Raw genomic sequence first — 19,670 nt, forward strand, 5'->3', positions numbered from 1 at the left:
GGGCGCCATGACGTTGACTGGGGCATCCGGGGCAATGCGCCGTGATAGCAATGGAAGTGATGAAATCCTATTTAGCCACCGCGGAATCCTCATGAGCGGACAGTTCCTGACCAAAGTTCCCAAGGGCTGGATCCTCCTGGCCTGTATCGGACTGCTGGCGCTGAACCTCCGCGGGCCCTTCGTTGCCGTTGCCCCGGTGGTTGACCTGATGCAGGCCGACCTCGGATTTACCCCCGTGATGTTGGGCCTGCTGACCAGCATCCCGGTGCTGTGCTTCGCGCTCGCCGCGTCGCTGGCGTCACTGACCACACGGAAACTCGGCGCGGAGTTCGCTGTCTCCCTCACCATCCTGGGCGTCCTGGCAGGCGTGATTGTGCGCTCGGCGGGCGGCCCGGGCCCGGTGGTGGTGGGCACGGTGATGATCGGCCTGGCCATCACGGTGGGCAACATCGCAGTGCCGTTGATTATCCGCCGCGACTTCTCCCCGATGCGCCAAGGGACCGCCATGGGTGTGTACACGGCGGCTCTGAACATCGGATCATTCCTGACATCCATGGTCACGGCGCCCCTGGCCGAACTGGCCGGTTGGCGGGTGGCCCTGGCCGCCGTGGGCATCCTGGCTGTGATTGCCATCGTTTTCTGGACCCTGGCCGTGGGTAGCCGCACTGCGTTTGTGCCCTCCCGCACCGTGGTGGCCGGCGGGCAGGAACACCCGGCCGTCAAGGGGTCCGGCTGGATTACCGCTGGGCTCACCGCAGGCTTCGCCGGGCAGGCGTTTTCCTACTATGCGGTGACAGCATGGCTGCCGAGCTACCTCAACGACGAACTTGGCATGTCCGCCTCGGCGGCCGGGGCAGGCTCATCGCTGTTCCAGATCTTCGCCATTGTTGGCGGCTTGGGAGTGCCGTTCGCGGCCAAGTATTTCAGTACGACGACGACGACGGCAGTCACCGTGGGATTGTTGTGGACGGCCGTGCCGGCCGGGCTGCTGCTGGCGCCGGAGCTTTGGTGGTTGTGGTCCACCTTCGGCGGCATCGCGCAGGGCGGCGGGATCACGCTGATCTTCATCGCCATCATCAAACTGGCCAGGGACCAGGCGTCCGCGGGCCGGATGTCCGCCACGGTCCAAGGGCTCGGTTACTGCTTCGGTGCGGTGGCCCCGCCGCTGGTGGGGTTCGTGCACGACACCTCGGGTTCCTGGACCCCGGCGCTGCTGGTGATCCTGGGCTCGGTGTTGATGTTCTTCGTCTGCACAACCCTGGCCGTGCGGTTGGTGCCGAAAGGACGCTGACGCGTCCCGCCGTCGTACATTCCCTTGTCCCCCTGCATGATTTACCAACGCTCTCTCACTTAACGCAGCTTAACGACTGACGCTCTCTCACTATCTTGTGGATAGTGAGAGAGCGTCCGCGGTTCACACGGGGTGTTCCGTCGCCGGGCCGGCGTCCCGGATCTCGGGGGTGCCTGTTGCGAAGGGCGTGCCTGCCCGGCGGACGGAAATCTATTCAGTTGCCTGCTGCAGCGCTAGGCCGCGGCGAGCTCCTCTTTGGTTGCCTTTTCGCGGGCCTCGGTGAGGTATCGGGCGTAGGCGGGGAGGGTCAGGAAGGACGGGAAGTCCTGGCTGAGGGTGACTTCTTCGAAGATGTCGCGGGAGTCTTCGAAGCGGTCGCCGTCGAAGCGTTCCAGGCGTGCGAACTCTTCGTCGAGCAGTTCCTCGATCCACTGGTGGGTGATGATTTCGCCGCGGTCGGTGATGGCGGACGCGAACATCCACTGCCAGATCTGGGAGCGGGAGATTTCCGCGGTGGCGGCGTCTTCCATGAGGTTGTGGATGGCGACGGCGCCGTTCCCGCGGAGCCAGGACTCGATGTAGCGGATGCCTACCTCGATGTTGTTCCGGATTCCCTGCTCGGTGATGGTGCCTTCGGTGGCGGCCACGTTGATGAGTGCGCGGTCGTCGGGGATGACGTCCTCGCGGGTGCGGTCCAGCTGGTTGGGGCGTTCGCCGAGGGTGGCGTCGAACACTTCGCGGCATACTGGCACGAGGTCCGGGTGGGCCACCCAGGAACCATCGAAGCCGTCGTTGGCCTCGCGGGTCTTGTCGGCGCGGACCTTCTCGAACGCGTTGGTGTTGGCAGCCTCGTCCTTGCGGTTGGGGACGGCGGCGGCCATTCCACCGATGGCCATGGCGCCGCGCTTGTGGCAGGCACGGACCAGCTGTTCGGTGTAGGCGCGCATGAACGGCTGGGTCATGGTCACCTGGGCGCGGTCCGGCAGGACGAACCGGGGGCCGCGGGTGCGGAAGTTCTTGATCAGGGAGAAGATGTAGTCCCAGCGGCCGGCGTTCAGGCCTGACGCGTGATCACGCAGTTCGTAGAGGATTTCCTCCATTTCGAATGCCGCGGTGATGGTCTCGATCAACACGGTGGCGCGGATGGTGCCCTGCGGGATGCCCAGCAGGTCCTGGGCGAGGATGAAGATGTCGTTCCAGAGGCGTGCCTCGAGGTGGTTCTCGATCTTGGGCAGGTAGAAGTACGGGCCCTTGCCCTGGGCCAGGAGGCGCCGGGCGTTGTGGAAGAAGTACAGGCCGAAGTCCACGATGCCGCCGGCCACGGGAGCGCCGTCGATGATCATGTGCTTTTCAGGAAGGTGCCAGCCCCGGGGGCGGACCACGATGGTGGGCAGCTCACCGGCCGGGCGGAGCTTGTATTCCTTGCCCTCGGGGGACGTGAAATCGATCCGGCGTTCCAGCGCATCGGTGAGGTTCAGCTGGCCCTTGATGACGTTCCGCCACGTGGGGGTAGAGGAGTCCTCCATGTCCGCGAGCCAGACCTTCGCCCCGGAGTTCAGCGCGTTGATGGTCATTTTCTTGTCCACCGGTCCGGTGATCTCCACCCTGCGGTCCTCCAGGCCAGGTGCCGGGGGAGCGACGCGCCACGACGGGTCATTGCGGATGTCCTCGGTTTCGCGGAGGAACCTCGGATCCTGGCCGGCGGCGATGTCCGCCCGGCGGGTCCGGCGTGCCTGCAGCAGTTCCTGCCGGCGCTCAGCCGTAGCCCGGTGCAGCTTGGCGACAAACTCCAGAGCATCCGGAGTAAGAACCTCGTCCTGCCGGCAAATAGGCTGCGCGGTCAAAGTGATCCCGTTGATGGTGAAGCTGTCTGTGAAGGTGTTCATTTCTGTCTCCTGGTGCAGGGCCCAGCTGGGTAGCAGTAAGTGTCGTTTTGAGCCTCCAAAACGACACTTACTGCTACTTACTTGGGGAAAATTTAGTGGAACTGGCCTTCTTCGGTGGATCCCACCAGTGCCAGGGTTGATGCGTTCGGGTTGAGCGCAGTTGCAATGTCGTCGAAGTAGCCGGTGCCGACTTCGCGCTGGTGCTTGGTCGCGGTGTAGCCGCGGGATTCGGAAGCGAATTCCTTCTCCTGCAGCTCGACGTAGGCGCTCATGCCTTCACGGGCGTAACCGTGGGCGAGATCGAACATCGAGTAGTTCAGGGCGTGGAAGCCGGCCAGGGTGATGAACTGGAACGTGAAGCCCATGGCGCCGAGTTCACGCTGGAACTTGGCGATGGTGGCGTCGTCCAGGTGCTTGCGCCAGTTGAACGACGGCGAGCAGTTGTAGGAGAGCATCTGGTCCGGGAAGTCGGCCTTGACGGCCTCGGCGAACTTGCGGGCCAGTTCCAGGTCCGGGGTGCCCGTCTCCATCCAGATGAGGTCAGAGTACGGGGCATAGGCCTTGGCGCGGGCGATGCAGGGTTCGATGCCGTTGCGGACCTTGTAGAAGCCTTCCGGGGTGCGCTCGCCGGTGACGAATTCCTGGTCGCGGGGATCGACGTCGGAGGTGATCAGCGTGGCTGCCTCGGCGTCGGTGCGGGCGATGACCACCGAGGGGGTGCCGGCGACGTCGGCCGCCAGGCGGGCGGCGTTCAGTGTGCGGACGTGCTGCTGGGTGGGGATGAGGACCTTGCCGCCGAGGTGGCCGCACTTCTTCTCCGAGGCGAGCTGGTCTTCCCAGTGCACACCTGACGCGCCGGCCTGGATCATGGATTTCATGAGTTCGTAGGCGTTCAGCGGGCCGCCGAAGCCGGCCTCGGCGTCGGCAACGATCGGGACCATCCAGTCCTCAACGGTCTGGATGCCTTCGGAGAATTCGATCTGGTCGGCGCGGAGGAGTGCGTTGTTGATGCGGCGGACCACGGTGGGAACCGAGTTGGCCGGGTAGAGGGACTGGTCCGGGTAGGTGTGGCCGGAGTTGTTGGCGTCGGCGGCGACCTGCCAGCCCGAGAGGTAGATGGCGCGCAGGCCGGCCTTGACCTGCTGCACGGCCTGGTTGCCGGTCAGGGCGCCGAGGGCGTTGGTGTAGCCGCCGGTCTTGTGCTCTTCGGTGAGCTGCTTCCAGAGCTTCTCGGAACCGCGGCGGGCCAGCGTGTGCTCTTCGGAGACCCGGCCGCGGAGCTTGACGACGTCCGTGGCCTTGTAGTCACGGGTCACACCTTCCCAGCGGGGGTTGGCGGCCCACTCAAGCTCCAGGGCGGCGGCCTGCTCTTCGGGCGTCTGCTGGGTGGGCTCAAATGCTGCAGTCATCGTTGTCTCCTTGATTGAGCTCCGGGTAGTTATCTGCCGGCCGGAGCTGCTTCCTTGCAGTTCCGGCCGGCTACCCCGGTGCGGTGTTTCTTTCCGTGATCACTACTTTTCAGCACTTCACAACACTTCTCTAGGGGAAAACCCTGGAAAGAAATGCACTTCTTCGCGTATCCTCAAGAAATGACGCCTGGAAGCTGGAACCGCGAAGTCACACCGCCGCCGTCGTCCGCCGCCTCCTCGGAACTGGACGTCATCAGCCTGGGCCGCCGCGTGCGGCATCTGCGCAAGCAAGCCGGGTACACGCTCGATGACCTGAGCGCCGCCGTCGGGACCGCCCCCAGCCAGTTGAGCCTGATCGAAAACGGCAAGCGGGAGCCCAAACTTTCCCTGCTGCAGGGACTGGCCGCGGCCCTGAACGTGAGCATTGACCAGCTGCTTGGCTCCGAGCCGCCGAGCCGCCGCGCGGCCCTGGAAATTGAGCTGGAACGCTACCAGCGCGGGCCCCTGTACGAGTCCCTTAATCTGCCCAAAATCCGCATCAGCTCGCGGCTTCCGGTCGATGTGTTGGAGGCGCAGGTGGGGCTGCTGCACGAGCTCGAACGCAAGCTGAACGAGCAGGTGGCGACGCCGGAGGAGGCCCGCCGCGCGAACGGTGAGCTGCGTGCCATGATGCGTGAGCGCGGCAACTACTTCCCGGAGTATGAGGCCGAGGCGCAGAAGGTCCTGGGGCTAGTGGGTTACACGGCCGGGCCGCTGAGCCAGCACGTCATCGCCGACATCGCCGAGAAGCTCGGATTCACCCTCCATCACGTGAGCGACCTGCCGCATTCCACCCGTTCAGTGACGGATTTGAAGAATCACAGAATTTACCTGACGCAGAGCCAGCGGCAGGACCACGACCCCCGCTCGGTGCTGCTGCAGGCGCTGGGGCACTACGTCCTGGGGCACGAGACGCCGAAAAACTACGGCGACTTCCTTGGCCAGCGGGTGGCCACCAACTACTTCGCGGCCGCGCTCTTGCTGCCCGAGCAGGCCACCGTGGACTTCCTGCAGAAGGCCAAGGCTGCCAAGGAAATCGCGGTTGAGGACATCCGTGACGCCTTTGCCGTCTCCTACGAGACCGCCGCGCACCGCTTCACCAACCTGGCCACGAAGCACCTGGGCGTCACCACCCACTTCCAGAAGACCCACAAGAGCGGGATCATCTACAAGGCCTACGAGAACGACGGCGTGACGTTCCCGATGGACCACACCGGCGCCATCGAGGGCCAGCCGTCGTGCAAGGCCTGGACCTCGCGGGCGGTGTTTGATGTGCCGGACAAGTTCAGCGCGTACAGCCAGTACACGGATACTCCGTCCGGCACGTATTGGTGCACGGCCCGGACGGAGCGATCGGCCAGCGGCGAGTTCTCCCTGAGCATCGGGGTGCCGTACCAGCACGTGAAGTGGTTCCGCGGCCGGGAAACCACGGCGCGCGAAAAGTCCACGTGCCCCGACCCGAACTGCTGCAAGCGGCCCCCGGCAGCACTGGCCTCCGAGTGGGCCGGAAACGCCTGGCCGGCGGCGCGGGCCAACACGCACTTGCTGGCCGCCATGCCGCCCGGCGCGTTCCCCGGCGTGGACGAGACCGAGGTCTACTCGTTCCTGGCTGCGCACTCGGGGAGCTGACCCGCAGGCGTCACGCAGAGCATGTTTTCAGTTCCCCGCCAGAGAGCTGAGGGCTGTAAATCCCCGGTAATCCGCGAAATGCAGTCACGTGCCGTGGACGAAGCCCGCTAAAAGCATGCTGTGCGTGACACGGTAGAGGGCCAAGGGACGAAGTTGGCCGGACCACCCTCAGCCGTGGAGCTCCCGGTACGCCGCTACGGCGCCTGGGTGCAGGGGCAAACCCGCGGTGTTGATCAAGGATTCCGGACTCAGGAACTGGACGCCCAGGCTGGAGCGCGGGATCAGTTCCTCGGCATGGCCCACCAGCAGTTCGACGGTCCGTTTGACGGTTCGGTCATCAAGATCGCTCCGGCACAGCAGCAGGTTCGCCACGCCCACGGTCCACACGGCCGGAATGCCCGCGTAGGCGCCCGCCGGGATCAGCACCCGGTCGTAGAAGACGCCGTATTTCGCCCGCAGTGCCGGCAGCAGCGGCGACAGATCCAGGAAACCCAGCCCGACGTCGTCGTTCACGGCGGCAATGGCCGCGGTAGGCACGCCGCCTGACCAGAACAGCGCGTCCACCGTTCCGTCCCGCAGTGCCGCGAGGCCCTCGTTGAGGCCGAGGCTCAGCACCGTGACGCCGCCGGCGGTGCCGGCCGTGGAGCTCAGCCCGGCAGCCTCGAGCAGCCGCGGAGTGGTCAGCGACGTCCCCGAGCCGGGCTCGCCGACAGCCACGGTCCGGCCGGCAAGCCCGCTAATGTCCCGGATCCCGCTGTTTTGCCGGATGACGCAATGAACGTAGTTTTCATACACTTTTCCAACGGCGGAGAGTCCGACGGCGGGCGGCTCACCCGCCGCTGTGCTTTGGGCAGCCGAATCCGCGAGCGCGACGGCGAACGTGGCTTTGCCGGTCAGCAGATGTTCGAGGTTGTCCAGGCTGCCGCCGGTAGTCAGCGCCGTGGCTTGGCCGGCAACCCCGTGACGCTGGAGGGACGCCGCCAGCAGCTCGGCGAACTCCAGATAGAAGCCTCCGGGCTCGCCACCGGCCACAGTCACGGTGCCCGGGCGGTCCGTGGGCGTGCATGCACTCAGGCCCGGCAGCAGCAGCCCGGATAAACCGGCCGCGAGTCCGGCCTTGAGGACGGTTCGCCGTGGGGGAAGCTGGGGACTCGGGGGCAGGGCCCGTGCTCCGGTCAGGCGCCCCCCGAACAGGTCAGCCACGCGGAGCCGCCTGCTCCGGCCCGGCCTGCTCCGGCCCGGCAAAAGGCCCTGGCACATCCCCGGCACGCGGAAACTCGAGGCGCGCGATCAGGCCATGCGGCGAGGCCTCGGCAAGCACCAGTCGGCCCCCGTTGGCGGCTGCCAGCTTGTCCACGATGGTCATGCCCAGCCCGGTGCCGCGGATCGTCCGGTGCGCCGGGGACCGCCAGAAGCGGCTGGTGGCCGCTGTCCGTTCGTCGGCGGAAAGCCCGGGGCCGTCGTCGGACACTTCGATGGAAACCGTTCCTTGGCGCGCGCGGGCAGCCACCGAGATGTGGGCGCCGGGAGCGTATTTGATGGAATTGTTCAGAAGTTCGCCGACCATCTGGGCCAGTTCCGCGGAGTTGCAGGCGATGTGCACGGCGGGGGCAAGCGGATCTTGCAGCAGGATGGATGCTCCGCTGCGCTGGGCGGCAGGGCCCGCCCGTTCAGTTTCTTCCTGCAGGACCGGGTACGGGTCAACGGGGGCTTGCGCCCCACGTGACGGGGTTCCAAGCGGGCCCCGGGCGGAGTCCTCAGAGGCCCTGTGCTCGGCGGCCGCCAGCCGAAGTACGCCATCGAGGATCTCCTCCACGCGTTCGAGCTCGGCAAGCACCCCTGCCGCAGCGTTGTGTTCCCGGGCGGTCTTCAGTTCCAGCTGCAGCAAATCGATCCTGAGCCGCAGCGCCCCCACCGGATTGCGCAGTTCGTGCGACGTGTCCGCTATCAGTTGCCGTTGGGAATCGAGGCTGTGGCTGACGGTGTGCGCCATGGTGGTGAAGGAACGGCTCAGTTCCCGAAGTTCCGGCGGCCCGGCCTCCGGAAGCTGACCGGTCCGGCCTGTTGCCTCAAGCTCCGTGACGGCCGCATTCAGCCTATGCACGGGGCGCAGCACCCACTCGGTCACGCGGGCCGCACCCAGGAGAAGCACCGCAGCCAGGGCCGCCGCCGCCAATGCCACGATGAGCCACCTCTCCCGCAGTTTCTGCCGGGCCGCGTCCAGGTTGACCTCGAGGACGGCCTCGCCCAGGACCTGGCTCGCGCTGCCGAAGGACCGGGAGATCACCTCGGACGAGGGCCCGAACGGCTGCAGCGGGGTCAGCGTGGTGTCGTTGAGGTTCAGGCTCGCCCTGCCCACCGCGTCCCGGACGTCCGCCCGGTCGTCGCTCAGGCCACCGGAGCGCAGGGTTCCCTGCTGAAGACGGATCAGGATTCCCTCCCCGTAGAGTTCGGAATACCGGTCCATCTCCGTCTGCAATTGAGCGGTTTCGCCGGCAGAGGCGGCGTCGAACGCCACTTGTGCCAGGCGGTTGAGCGACGCGGCACGGTTGATCTGGAGTTCCTGGGTCAGTTCCCGGCCGGCGGACGTCAGGATGGCGTTGGAGGCGATGATGACGATAAGCACGGCCAGCACACTCAGGATGCCCAGGACGCGCAGTTTCACGCCGGGTCCGCCTCGACCCGGTAGCCGACGCCGCGGACGTTGATGATGAAGCCCGGCAACTGGAGCTTCGCCCGCAGTCCCGTCAGGTGCACGTCAAGGGACCGGGAAGAGGCCACGAAGGCGTCGCCCCACAGCGCGTCCAGGATCTGTTCGCGGGTGACCACCGAACCGGCGTGGCTGGCCAGCAGGGCCAGCAGGTCAAACTCGGTGGCCGTCAGCGGGAGCACCTCGGAACGGAGGGCCGCCACGCGCCGCTCGAGGTCGATCTCAAGATCACCCAGCACCACACTCCGCTGCCGCGTGCCGCTATGGCGGCCGGCACGCCGCGTGACGGCTTCGATGCGGGCAAGAAGTTCCACGAGCTTCACAGGCTTAACGAGGTAGTCGTCCGCTCCGGACCGCAGGCCGAGCACCACACTGCGTTCGTCGTCGCGCGCGGTGAGAATCAGGATGGGCACCGGCGTGACCTGGCGCAGTTTCCGCAGCACCTCCAGTCCATCCATATCCGGAAGGCCCAGATCCAGCAGGATCACTTCGAACTTCCGGTGGACCAGCAGGGCGTCGGCTCCGCGGGCAACCCGGGTGGGGTTGTGCCCCGCGGTCGCGACGGCGGCGGCGAGGGCGGACGCCATGGCGTCGTCGTCCTCGACGATGAGCAACTCCATGGCCTGGTTCCCTTATTCGCTGAGCGGGCAACGTCAATCTGCCCGCTTTGGAGATTACCCCTTCTCCCGGCGAAACCTAAGGAAGTGTTAGGAAATGCCCTCCCCCGTTGGATGTGCCTTGGATCACGCATAACTTGGATGAGGCCCTCGGCGTTTGAGGGGGACCGTCAACGTCGAGGAGGAACCATGGGCAACGTAGCCATGGACAGCATGAAAGCAAGCCAGGAATCGCCGCAGCCCGGGGAGGTTCAACGATGAGCACCCAGCAGGCCGAAGTCCAAAGTGAAGCAGCACAGACCCGCCGTGCCGTGAGCAACATCCTTAAGGGTTCAGCGGGCAACCTCGTGGAGTGGTACGACCTCTACGTCTATACCGTCTTTGCCGCCTACTTCCAGTCCCACTTCTTCAACTCCACGGACGACCTGCAGGCCGGGCTCGAGGCGATGGCAGTCTTCTCGACGTCGTTCCTGATGCGCCCGGTGGGCGCCTGGTTCTTCGGCCGCTATGCCGACCGCAAGGGCCGCAAGGCGGCCCTGACGCTCAGCGTGACGATCATGTCCGCCGGTTCCTTCGCCATCGCCATCCTGCCGACGACCCAGCAGATAGGCGTCTGGGCGCTGATTCTGCTGATCCTTGTGCGGCTGGTCCAGGGCTTCTCCGTGGGCGGCGAATACGGCACCAGCGCCACCTACATGTCCGAGGCCGCCACGTCCAAACGCCGTGGCTTCTTCTCCAGCTTCCAGTACGTCACGCTGATCGGCGGCCAGATGCTGGCCCTGCTGGTGCTCGTCATCCTGCAGAACACCATGGACAAGGGCGCCCTGACTGAGTGGGGCTGGCGCATCCCCTTCGCGATCGGCGGCGTCGCCGCGCTCGTGGTCCTGTGGCTGCGGCGCTCGATGGAAGAAACCGTGTCCGCCGAGCAGGTCGAGGCCGCCAAGGTTCCGGCCGTGGCCGGCGTTGCCCAACCCGGCACCATGAAGTTGCTGTTCACCCAGCACTGGAAGCCGCTGCTGATCTGCATCGGCGTCACCCTCGGCGGCACCGTGGCGTTCTACACATACACCAACTTCATTCTGAAGTTCATGAACGATACCTCCGGGATCGCCAAGACCGACACCTCCGTGATCAACTTCTGGGCGCTGTTCATCTTCATGCTGCTCCAGCCGGTCTACGGGATCATCTCGGACAAGGTCGGGCGCCGGCCGCTGCTGCTGTGGTTCGGCATCACCGGTGTGTTGTTCACCTGGCCGCTGCTCTCCACACTGTCCAACACCAAGGACCCGTTCACCGCGTTCCTGCTCATGATGGGTGGCCTGCTGATCGTTGGCGGCTACACCTCCATCAACGCCCTGGTGAAGGCTGAGCTGTTCCCCGCCTCCATCCGCGCCCTCGGCGTTGGCCTGGGATACGCGATCGCCAACTCGCTCTTCGGCGGCACCGTCCCGCTGCTTGGTGCGGCGTTCCAGAAGGCCGAGCGCGTGGACCTGTTCTTCACCTACGTCACCGTGGCCATCGCCATCTCGCTGGTGGTCTACATCTTCGCCCTGAAGAACAAGAAGACCACCCACTTGGACCGCGAACAGGGCGACGCCTGGAACCGCCCGGCCAAGGACGACGACAAGGACAAGGACCTCATCAACGCCTAGCGCTCTGGGCAGCTCCCGTGGGCGTACGACGGCGGGTGGCCACCCGCCGTCGTACGCCCACCACCCGCGCCGCCCCCGCACCCCGGACGCTCTCTCAGATAATGCGGCAAAACCCGGGACGCTCTCTCACTTTCTTGTGGAAAGTGAGAGAGCGTCCCGGGTTTTCTTGCGTTAAGTGAGAGAGCGTTTGGATGAGACCAAAATGAGTGCAAAGCGTGACCGTTCAGGCATCGTCTCGCGCCGCCGTCGCTGGTTCACTGGGAGCAGGCGGATTCCCGCCCTTGTGTGCCGGGGGAGGCGACAGTGGTGTTTCGTTTTCAGCGGGCGGTGGCCTTGGGTGCGGTGCTGGGACTGGCAGCATGTGCGGCCCCGGCCCCGGCGCCTCCGGAGCTCCTGACGGCCGACGGCGTGGAGCGGGTTTCGGTGGACCGCGCGGCTTATGCCGCTGAACTGCGCTCCTTCCGTGCTTCCGCCCTGGGCCTCGGCGAGGCGCTGCTGGCGGACGGCGGCGACGGCGCCAACGGGAACGTCGTGTCCTCGCCCGGGAGCCTGTTGATTGCCCTCGCGATGCTTCGCTCCGGCGCGTCGGGCGAGACCGCGGCGGAGATGGACAGTGTCCTGGGACTCCCCGCAGAGAATCGCGACGAGGCCATGAACGCGGTCCTCAGCTCACTTGGGAAGTTCGACGGCGACCCCGGCGCAGTGGATGAGGACAACCCGCCGCGGAAACCGGTCATGCACGCCGCCAACGGGCTGTTCGTGGACAAGGGTGTGCCCACCGGCGAGTCCTTCCTGGACACTCTTGCCCGGCACTACGGAGCCGGTGTGTATCCCGTGGACTTTAGCGATGAGGGTGCCACGAAGCCCGCCATCGATGCGTGGGTCAACAGGAACACGGGTGGCCGGATCAAGGAAGCGCCGGCCAAGTACGATCCCAGGAACACCTTCAGCCTCCTCAATTCCCTGTATTTTGCCTCCGCCTGGAGCGCGCCGTTTGACCCGAATGCCACTTCGGACCTCCCCTTCACAACAGCTGCCGGCGAGGAAATCGACGCGCCTGCCATGCACAACGAGCTCAAGATGAAGTACGCGGAAGGCGCAGGTTGGCAGGGCGTGGACGTTCCCTACGCCGACGGTTTCGTCATGCGGCTGGTCCTGCCGGGGGCCGGAGTCGACGCCGGTTCGCGGCCCGCCTCCGCAGCCTTCGGCGCGGATAAGCTGACGGAAATCGTGGAGGCCTTCGATACGGCAGCGCTTGAGACCGTGCAGATCCAATTGCCACGCTGGGACCACAAGTCCAGCTTTGACCTGCGGAAGGTTTTTGAGTCCCTGGGACTCAAGAAGACGCTCGACACCACCGAGGACTTCAACAACATCCAGCCCAAAATGGCGATCACCCAGGCCGCGCAGGCCGCCAACATCACGGTCGCCGAAAAAGGCACCATCGCCGCAGCTGTCACCCAGATAAACGGAGCTGTCACCAGCGCTCCGCCGCAGCCTGAACGGTCCATCAGCTTCGACCGGCCGTTCCACTACCAGATTGTGCATGTTGAAACCGGCATGCCGCTGTTCATGGGAACGGTGGCCGACCCCCGCTCGTGACCGTGGCTTCCCCGGGCTGAGCCTAACTAACTGGTCTTGCGGGAATTGCGGCGGCGCAGCAGGGCGCCGTAGCCGGCAAAGAGCCGCGGCACCACGAGGTAGACAGCAACCGGAACCACTACGAGCGTCAGGACCAAGGAGCGGAGCGCAGAGTGCCAGCCCTCGGTCAGCGGTGCCACAAGCAGCATGCCCACGGCCACCAGCGGAAAGATGGCCAGCCACGTGATGACGGCGCGGACGTGGATGGACGGCGCCTGCGGCACCGGTCCGTGAACAGCGACAGGCGCGGCTGACGCGGGAGCAGTTGCCGTGGGGCTGAGGGTGCTATTCATGACGAACTCCAACTAGTTAGTTGCTTTTGATAAAAGCGAGACTAGTACGGGCTCCACAAAAGTGCAACTACTTAGTTGGAAACGGGTAGAATCGTGACATGGCCTGGAATACTGACCGCACCAAAGCACTGCTGCTGACTGCCGCCACCGAGGAGTTCAGCGACAAGGGCCTTGCCGGCGCGCGGGTGGATCGCATTGCGGCGGCGGCGGGCGTGAACAAGGAACGCATCTACCAGTACTTCGGCAAGAAGGATGAGCTGTTCGACGCCGTCCTGGCCGCTGAACTGGTGCGGGTGATGTCCGAGGTCCCCATCGAAGGGCATGGCGCGGCGTCCATCGGAGAGTACGCCGGAAGGCTTTTTGACCGTCACACGAAAGACGGTGCCTTGGCCCGGCTCCTGTTCTGGGAAGGCCTGGAGCGCGGGAGAAATACCGTGGACCGGGCCACACGCGCGGACCACTGCGCCGCAAAAGTGGACCAGATGCTGACAGTTCTGCCCGGAATCGACCGCACGGATGCGGCCGACCTGGTCCTCACCATCGTGACCCTGTGCGACGGCTGGACGGTGCTGCCCCAGATCGACGCACTTTTGGCGGGTTCCGCTCCGGACCGCCTGGACCGCCGTCGGGCCTTTATCGTGCGGACGGCCACGCTGGTAGCCGACGACTTGCTTGAAGAGGCCCGGCTGGAAAAGGCGCCGCTGGAAGGGGCCCGGCTGGAAAGGGCGCGGCTGGAAGACTCAAGAAGCTAGCGCGGGCCGCCCTGCCAGAGGGCGTCGAACGGCGCGCCGGAGGCTACCCGGTTGCGGATTCCGGCGGTGACAAAGTCCTTGGCGGCCCGGGCAGCCTCCAGCGGCGTGGCGCCCTTCGCCAGCTCGGCCGTCACCGCCGCGGCGAGGGAGCAGCCGGCGCCGGATACGGCCACTTCGCCCACCTTGGGAGCGCTGAGGACTTCGAGGGTCTCGCCGTCGTAGTAAACGTCGACGGCGTCCGGGCCTGCCAGCCGCACGCCGCCCTTGGCCAGGACCGCGGCGCCGCTGAGCTCGTGGATGCGGACTGCTGCGGCTTTCAGGGATTCGACGTCGGTGATCGCCAGGCCGGACAGCGATTCGGCTTCGAAATGGTTGGGTGTGACAAATGTGGCCAGCGGCAGGATCTGCGCCTTCAGGGCCTGGTCCGTGTCCAGTGCGTGGCCCGGCTCCTGGCCCTTGCAGATCAGCACCGGATCCAGCACCACGTTGCGGAACCGGCCCGTTTCCAGCGCCGCGGCGACCGTACTGATGGTGGCCGGGCTGCCCAGCATGCCGATTTTCACGGTGTCCAGGACCGGCCGGCCTGGAGCCGACGGCTCTCCCGACGCACTCTCGAAGGCGGCGCCTGGCGCCGGACCGTAGGCCGCCGTCGTGGCTTCCAACTGGTCCGCAATGACCTGCTGGTCCACCGGAACAAAGCGGTGGTTCCAGTTGTCGCTCGGATCGAAGGACACGATGCAGGTCAGGTTGGCGATGCCAAACACGCCGAGCTCCTGGAACGTCTTCAGGTCGGCCTGGGCTCCGGCGCCACCCGTGGCTTCAGATCCCGCGATGGTCAGGACGACGGCGGGAGCGGACACGGGGGACTGGAGGGCAGCTGAGGCTAAAGTCATGGCACTATCCTGCCATCCGGCGTCGGGCCCTATTGTTCAGTGGGAGAATGGCGTGACAGTGCTAATACAGCCGGCGTCCCGCGCAACTTTCGTTGCGGGAACAGTACGCCGAGCGAACCACTACGAATGGAATATCCCATGCCTTCCCCCTCGGGCCCAGACGCCCTGCCCATCGCCGACTCCGCCCGGACGTCGCCGAAATTCGCATCAATCGGCTCGCCGTACTTTGGCATCATGCTGGCGTTTATGGCCGTAGTGCTGATCCTGTCCAACATCGGGGCGTCCAAGGGCGTCGCGATCGGCCCGATCATCACCGACGGCGGCTTCTTCCTCTTCCCGCTCGCCTACATCCTGGGCGACGTCATCAGCGAGGTCTACGGTTTCAGGGTGGCGCGCAAAGCCATTTTCACCACGTTCGCCCTGTCCGTCTTCGCCTCGGTGTGCTACTGGGTGATCATCGCCCTGCCGGGCTTTGATGATGACTTCGGCACGTCCAAGCAGACCGCCCTTGAGGGGGCCCTCGGTCCGGTGCCGCAGATTGTGCTGGCCTCGCTGCTGGCATTCCTGGCCGGCCAGACCATCAACTCGTGGATCCTGGTGAAGATGAAGGCCCGCTCGGGGGAGAAGTCCCTCTGGGCGCGGCTGATGGGTTCCTCCGGCGCAGGCGAGTTCGTGGACACCCTGATTTTCTGCAGCATCGCGGCCTCCGTCATAGGCATCACGGACTTCGGCACGTTCCTGAATTACGTGGTGGTGGGCTTTGTCTACAAGACGCTCGTGGAGTTCCTGTTTGTGCCGCTGACCTCCCTGGTAATCGGCTGGATCAAGAAACGCGAACCGAGCTACGGGGTCTGAGCGGCCATCCCCGGGCCGCCATTTCGACGGTTCCCTGCGCAGACGATGTTCGCAGTCATCGAGTGGGCAGGGAACCATCGAAACGGCGCGGAGGACGACGGCGGGACGCAGGGAAGGCGGGCGGGCAGCGAGCCGGGCACGCGCTTAGGAGTAGTACTGCGCCAGGGTCTCGGCCTTGAACTCGAAGAAGGTCCCGGCTTCGATGGCCAGCCGGGCGTCGTCCACCATTTTCACCACAAAGCGCTCATTGTGGATGGAGATCAGCGTGGCGGAGAGCATTTCCTTGGCCTTGAACAGGTGGTGGATGTACGCGCGCGAATAGTTGGCACATGCGTAGCAGTCACAGCCCTCCTGGAGCGGCCCGAAGTCGCGCTTGTACTTGGCGCCGGAGAGGTTGAAGCGGCCGGCAGGCGTGTAGAAGGCGGAGTTGCGGGCCACGCGCGTGGGGGAGACGCAGTCGAAGGTGTCCGCACCGTTCTCGATGGCAGTGAAGATATCGTCCGGCTCGGAGATGCCCAGCAGGTGGCGCGGCTTGTCCTCCGGCAGTTCCTCGTTGCACCAGCGCACAATTGTGCCCAGGTTTTCCTTCTCCAGTGCCCCGCCGATGCCGTAGCCGTCGAAGTCCATGGCGCCGAGGTCCCGGCAGGCCTTCCGGCGGAGGTCCTCATACTGGGCACCCTGGATCACGCCGAATAGCGCCTGGTACGGCTTCCCCACACGGGACGTGGTCAGCCGGAAATGCTCCTCCAGGCAGCGCAGGGCCCACAGCCGCGTGCGCTCCAGCGATTCCTCCTGGTAGCCGCGGGAGTTCTGCAGCGTGGTCAGCTCGTCGAAGGCGAACATGATGTCCGCACCGATCTGGTGCTGGACCTGCATGGAAATTTCGGGGGAGAAGCGGTGGCGGTCGCCGTTGAGATGCGATTTGAACCAGACACCGTCGTCGTCGATGTGGGCCAGGCGTTCCTTGCCCGGAGCCACGGCATCGTCCGGCCCGGAAGTGTCCACCGATTTCATGTCGATGACCTTCTTGAACCCGGACCCCAGGCTCATCACCTGGAACCCGCCGGAGTCCGTGAACGTCGGCCCGGACCAGTTCATAAACGAGCCCAGCCCGCCGGCCTCGTCCAGGATGTCCGCGCCCGGCTGCAGGTACAGGTGGTAGGCGTTGGCCAGCACTGCCTGCGCGCCGAGTTCGGCGATGGACTCCGGCAGCACGGATTTGACTGTGGCTTTGGTCCCGACGGCGATGAACGCTGGGGTGCGGATCTCGCCATGCGGGGTGGTGATGGTCCCCGTGCGGCCCAGGAATTCGCCGCCGTTGGCAGATACCTGAGCAGACGACGGCGCAGACCTGTCAGCAAGGCGGGTGCCAACGGTGAAGGAGAACTGCGACTGGTCGGCTGGAGCGGCGGAGCCGGCCGCCGCTGCGACGGGATCAGCTGAGACGGCCGAAACGGAGACGGATGGCGCGGGGGCGGGGTTGGCTGGCACGGTTCCAGTGTGCCAGCAAACGCCGCCGATCCCTCAGTGGGCCGTTTCCGATGTGGGGTAGTTCTCAGCCCGCCAACTGTCCCAGAGCGAATGGATGGACTCCATTTTGTGGGCACCCAGATCGAACGTCGAGGCGATCACCGTGGCGCCGCCGTGGGGCCTCACACCTTCAATGACGGGCTGGTCCGCCACGATCAGCAGGCCGTCGCCGTGCTCCGCATAGCTGTGGACGGTGAGCCCCACCTGGTGGTTGCTGCGGAACCAGACCTTCCCGGTGATCTCTTCCCCGGTGGACAGCGTCAGCCCGTATGTCTCACCCGGCGCAGGCACGTCCGACAAGCCCAGCTTTTCGATGGCGGAAGCCGGCTCGCCGGGAAATTCGAAGAACATCGTGTGCCGTTTGCCGTGCGGGTGGTGTTCCAGCGCGAAGCGGAGTTGCTGCAGGAACGTCAGCCAGCCTTGGGTGATGTCCTCGTCCCAGGCCGCCCATTCCGAGTTGTGGTCCAGGGCTGCCCGCGTGACACTGACCAAAGTGCCGGCGGACACCGGTTTCAGGTCAAAGACGTCGCCGCCGTTGGTGGTCAGGCTGGTGTGGTCCGGGGCTTCAACGACGTTTCTGCTGAAGTAGATCTTGTCTATCTCATCAGCCAGTTCATCGGCCTCCCAGCCATGCCACTGGGCAACTTTGGCCGGTTCACGCAGCATGGTCCAGACCTGCGGCGCATCAGCATTTATCACCACGCTCAGATTGTTCGTCATAGCCCGAATCTACAACGCGGGCGCAGCCCCGGGTAGGGGGCAATTCCCCCACCCCGACGGCTTAGGCCCGGACGGCCTCGAGTTCGTTGCTGATCCGGCGCTGGAGTTCGCCTACCCCGATCGTCTCAGACCCGCCGTGTGCCCGGAGGAACAGCAGGGATTCGAGACGCAGCAGCCGCCACTCCCGCTCGGCCTCATGGTTGGAGTTGTCGATCGAGCGGAAGATCTCTTTGTCGTACAGGTTGGGTTCGTTCAGCGAACGCTGGCGCACTTTGGCGTTCATCCGCGCCTTGAACGGGTCCGTTTCCTGGTTTTCCGGCAAACGCAGCAGCTTTTCATAGACTTCGGCGCGCTCCTCCTGCCGGTCCTGGCGGCAGACGAAGCTGGACAACGCCAGCGACGCCTCCACGGACGCCCACCGGCCCGGGTTGCCGTCGAACGGGAGGACGTTGAGCAGGTCCGCCACTGTGAGCGCCCCGTCCGGATCCTTGAGCGTGATGAACAGTTCGTGGGCCAGGTCGCTGAGGTCCTTGAGGCAACTGCCGGACTTGAAGTTGATGCCCTTGGCCAGCTTGTCCGCCAGCAGCAGCACCCCAACGGCGTCCGGGTGGGCTTCGGCGGCAGCCTCCACCACCGCTTCGGGTGTGCCCTGCGGCGACGGAATCCGCGCCAGTTCTTCCGCGGACGGGCCGCTCATCGCGGGCGGGATGGCCGGCAGGGGAGGTACGACGACGGCGGGAGCCGCCGGGGCCACCCCCGCTTCGCCGGTCTGCTGGGGTTGTTCGGCAGGGGGTTGCGCCGCGACCGGAATCTGCGTGACGGCGTCGGGCGTTGTGTCCTGAACGGGGGTGTCCGGAACCGTGATGACCCGGACTGTTGTGTCCAGGATCTTTACGGTGGAGCCGGCTGCGATGCGGAGCGTGCCGCCGCCGGTGAGGTTTGCCAGGACTACCGCAGGGGTCCCGAAATCGTCCGGTTCAAACTCCACATGCTGGATTTCGGCGGTGCGTTGACCGTCGGGGAGGAGGAGCTGATCGCCGGTGGTCAGAGATCCAGCCTGCTGTTCGCTGTAGTGCCTGGCGGCTGGGTTTTCGGTCATGGGAGTCCTTAAGTTCTCTTGTGGTCCGCCCTACAGTCTACAAAGCGGGGCCCTGGAAGTCGGGGACGCCGGGGAACCCGCAGGCGTCAGTTACCCACTCCCGCAAAGGCCAGCGCCTGGCGGACCAGGGAGCCGCGGCCGCCGCTGAATTCGAGCTGGACGTCGGCGCTGAGCACTTCCGCCGGAGTCATCCAGGTCAGTTCCAGGGCGTCCTGGCGGGGTTCGCATTCGCCTGTCACGGGGATGACGTACGCCAGGGACACGGCGTGTTGGCGGTCGTCGGTGAAGCCGGTCTGGGACGGGGCCGGGAAGTATTCGGCCACCGTGAAGGGGACCGGGCTGATGGGGAGCTGCGGAAAGGCGAGCGGCCCCAAGTCCTTTTCCATATGGCGCAGCAGTGCGGCGCGGATGGTCTCGCGGTAGATCACACGGCCCGATACCAGCGACCGGATCATGTTCCCGTCCTCGTCGGCCTGCAGCAGCGTGCCAACCTCGTTCACAAAACCCAGCGGATCCAGCCTTACCGGCACGGCCTCCACATAGATCATGGGGAGCCTCCCGCGGGCCTCAAAGAGGTCTTCTTCGGAGAGCCAGCCGGGATTGGGGTCAGGAGTGCGAACGTTCATGGTTAAGTTCTACCCCATCGGACGGCCG

At 65.6% G+C, this 19,670-nt stretch carries 17 protein-coding genes; 6 read left to right on the top strand and 11 right to left on the bottom strand.

Features of this window, described 5'->3' with window-relative positions; all coding sequences use genetic code 11:
• The first annotated feature begins 91 nt into the window (after positions 1-91).
• The gene (locus NG701_RS09755) at positions 92-1,291 is read left to right on the top strand and encodes an MFS transporter (RefSeq protein ID WP_252566950.1); all 1,200 of its coding nucleotides are present in this window, start codon (positions 92-94) and stop codon (positions 1,289-1,291) included.
• A 233-nt stretch (positions 1,292-1,524) separates the two neighbouring features.
• Here the strand turns inward: NG701_RS09755 and aceB are convergent, their stop codons facing one another.
• Positions 1,525-3,177, bottom strand: a complete 1,653-nt coding sequence (gene aceB / locus NG701_RS09760; RefSeq protein ID WP_252566952.1) for a malate synthase A — start codon at positions 3,175-3,177, stop codon at positions 1,525-1,527.
• A gap of 92 nt (positions 3,178-3,269) precedes the next feature.
• Positions 3,270-4,586 (bottom strand): isocitrate lyase, encoded by a 1,317-nt coding sequence (gene aceA / locus NG701_RS09765; protein WP_252566954.1) that lies wholly within the window; start codon positions 4,584-4,586, stop codon positions 3,270-3,272.
• A 153-nt stretch (positions 4,587-4,739) separates the two neighbouring features.
• Here aceA and NG701_RS09770 point away from each other — a divergent pair, with 153 nt between their 5' ends.
• Positions 4,740-6,254 carry an XRE family transcriptional regulator gene (locus NG701_RS09770; protein WP_252566956.1) on the top strand — a complete coding sequence of 505 codons (1,515 nt, stop codon included), beginning with the start codon at positions 4,740-4,742 and terminating at the stop codon, positions 6,252-6,254.
• Positions 6,255-6,422: 168 nt separating this feature from the next.
• Here the strand turns inward: NG701_RS09770 and NG701_RS09775 are convergent, their stop codons facing one another.
• From NG701_RS09775 to NG701_RS09785, 3 genes are read right to left on the bottom strand one after another with little or no spacing between them, the layout of a single operon-like run.
• Positions 6,423-7,448, bottom strand: a complete 1,026-nt coding sequence (locus NG701_RS09775; RefSeq protein ID WP_252567179.1) for a TAXI family TRAP transporter solute-binding subunit — start codon at positions 7,446-7,448, stop codon at positions 6,423-6,425.
• Between the two features lies 1 nt (position 7,449).
• Complete coding sequence (locus NG701_RS09780; RefSeq protein ID WP_252566958.1) at positions 7,450-8,919, bottom strand: sensor histidine kinase; 1,470 nt, start codon at positions 8,917-8,919, stop codon at positions 7,450-7,452.
• Positions 8,916-9,584, bottom strand: a complete 669-nt coding sequence (locus NG701_RS09785) for a response regulator transcription factor (RefSeq protein ID WP_252566960.1) — start codon at positions 9,582-9,584, stop codon at positions 8,916-8,918. Before NG701_RS09785 ends, NG701_RS09780 begins: the two co-directional genes overlap by 4 nt.
• Positions 9,585-9,838: 254 nt before the next feature.
• On the opposite strand from NG701_RS09785, the gene NG701_RS09790 reads away from it, so the two are divergent.
• Entirely contained in the window at positions 9,839-11,233 is a 1,395-nt protein-coding gene (locus NG701_RS09790) for an MFS transporter (RefSeq protein ID WP_252566962.1), read from the top strand.
• Positions 11,234-11,536: 303 nt separating this feature from the next.
• Positions 11,537-12,835, top strand: a complete 1,299-nt coding sequence (locus NG701_RS09795; protein ID WP_252566964.1) for a serpin family protein — start codon at positions 11,537-11,539, stop codon at positions 12,833-12,835.
• 26 nt (positions 12,836-12,861) lie between these two features.
• Here NG701_RS09795 and NG701_RS09800 read toward each other — a convergent pair whose 3' ends face one another.
• Positions 12,862-13,167 (bottom strand): putative antibiotic biosynthesis monooxygenase, encoded by a 306-nt coding sequence (locus tag NG701_RS09800; protein WP_252566966.1) that lies wholly within the window; start codon positions 13,165-13,167, stop codon positions 12,862-12,864.
• Positions 13,168-13,265: 98 nt separating this feature from the next.
• Between NG701_RS09800 and NG701_RS09805 the strand changes: the two genes are divergently transcribed.
• Positions 13,266-13,919 (top strand): TetR/AcrR family transcriptional regulator, encoded by a 654-nt coding sequence (locus NG701_RS09805; protein ID WP_252566968.1) that lies wholly within the window; start codon positions 13,266-13,268, stop codon positions 13,917-13,919.
• Here the strand turns inward: NG701_RS09805 and NG701_RS09810 are convergent.
• Positions 13,916-14,812: a hydroxymethylpyrimidine/phosphomethylpyrimidine kinase gene (locus NG701_RS09810; protein ID WP_252566970.1), complete on the bottom strand. Its 897-nt coding sequence runs from the start codon at positions 14,810-14,812 to the stop codon at positions 13,916-13,918. The two genes, NG701_RS09805 and NG701_RS09810, sit on opposite strands and share 4 nt — an antisense overlap.
• A 138-nt stretch (positions 14,813-14,950) precedes the next feature.
• Here NG701_RS09810 and NG701_RS09815 point away from each other — a divergent pair, with 138 nt between their 5' ends.
• Entirely contained in the window at positions 14,951-15,667 is a 717-nt protein-coding gene (locus NG701_RS09815) for a queuosine precursor transporter (RefSeq protein ID WP_252566971.1), read from the top strand.
• A 144-nt stretch (positions 15,668-15,811) separates the two neighbouring features.
• Here NG701_RS09815 and tgt read toward each other — a convergent pair whose 3' ends face one another.
• From tgt to NG701_RS09835, 4 genes are all read right to left on the bottom strand, one after another.
• Complete coding sequence (tgt, locus tag NG701_RS09820; RefSeq protein WP_252566973.1) at positions 15,812-17,158, bottom strand: tRNA guanosine(34) transglycosylase Tgt; 1,347 nt, start codon at positions 17,156-17,158, stop codon at positions 15,812-15,814.
• Between the two features lie 33 nt (positions 17,159-17,191).
• Positions 17,192-17,917: an SRPBCC family protein gene (locus NG701_RS09825; RefSeq protein WP_252566975.1), complete on the bottom strand. Its 726-nt coding sequence runs from the start codon at positions 17,915-17,917 to the stop codon at positions 17,192-17,194.
• Positions 17,918-17,978: 61 nt separating this feature from the next.
• On the bottom strand, positions 17,979-19,016 hold the full coding sequence (locus NG701_RS09830) for a DUF6707 family protein (protein ID WP_252566977.1): 1,038 nt from the start codon (positions 19,014-19,016) through the stop codon (positions 17,979-17,981).
• An 86-nt stretch (positions 19,017-19,102) separates the two neighbouring features.
• Complete coding sequence (locus NG701_RS09835) at positions 19,103-19,642, bottom strand: NUDIX hydrolase family protein (protein WP_252566979.1); 540 nt, start codon at positions 19,640-19,642, stop codon at positions 19,103-19,105.
• Positions 19,643-19,670 lie beyond the last annotated feature (28 nt).

It is taken from the genome of Pseudarthrobacter cellobiosi, from assembly GCF_023913815.1.
GTDB classification, from domain to species: domain Bacteria; phylum Actinomycetota; class Actinomycetes; order Actinomycetales; family Micrococcaceae; genus Arthrobacter; species Arthrobacter cellobiosi.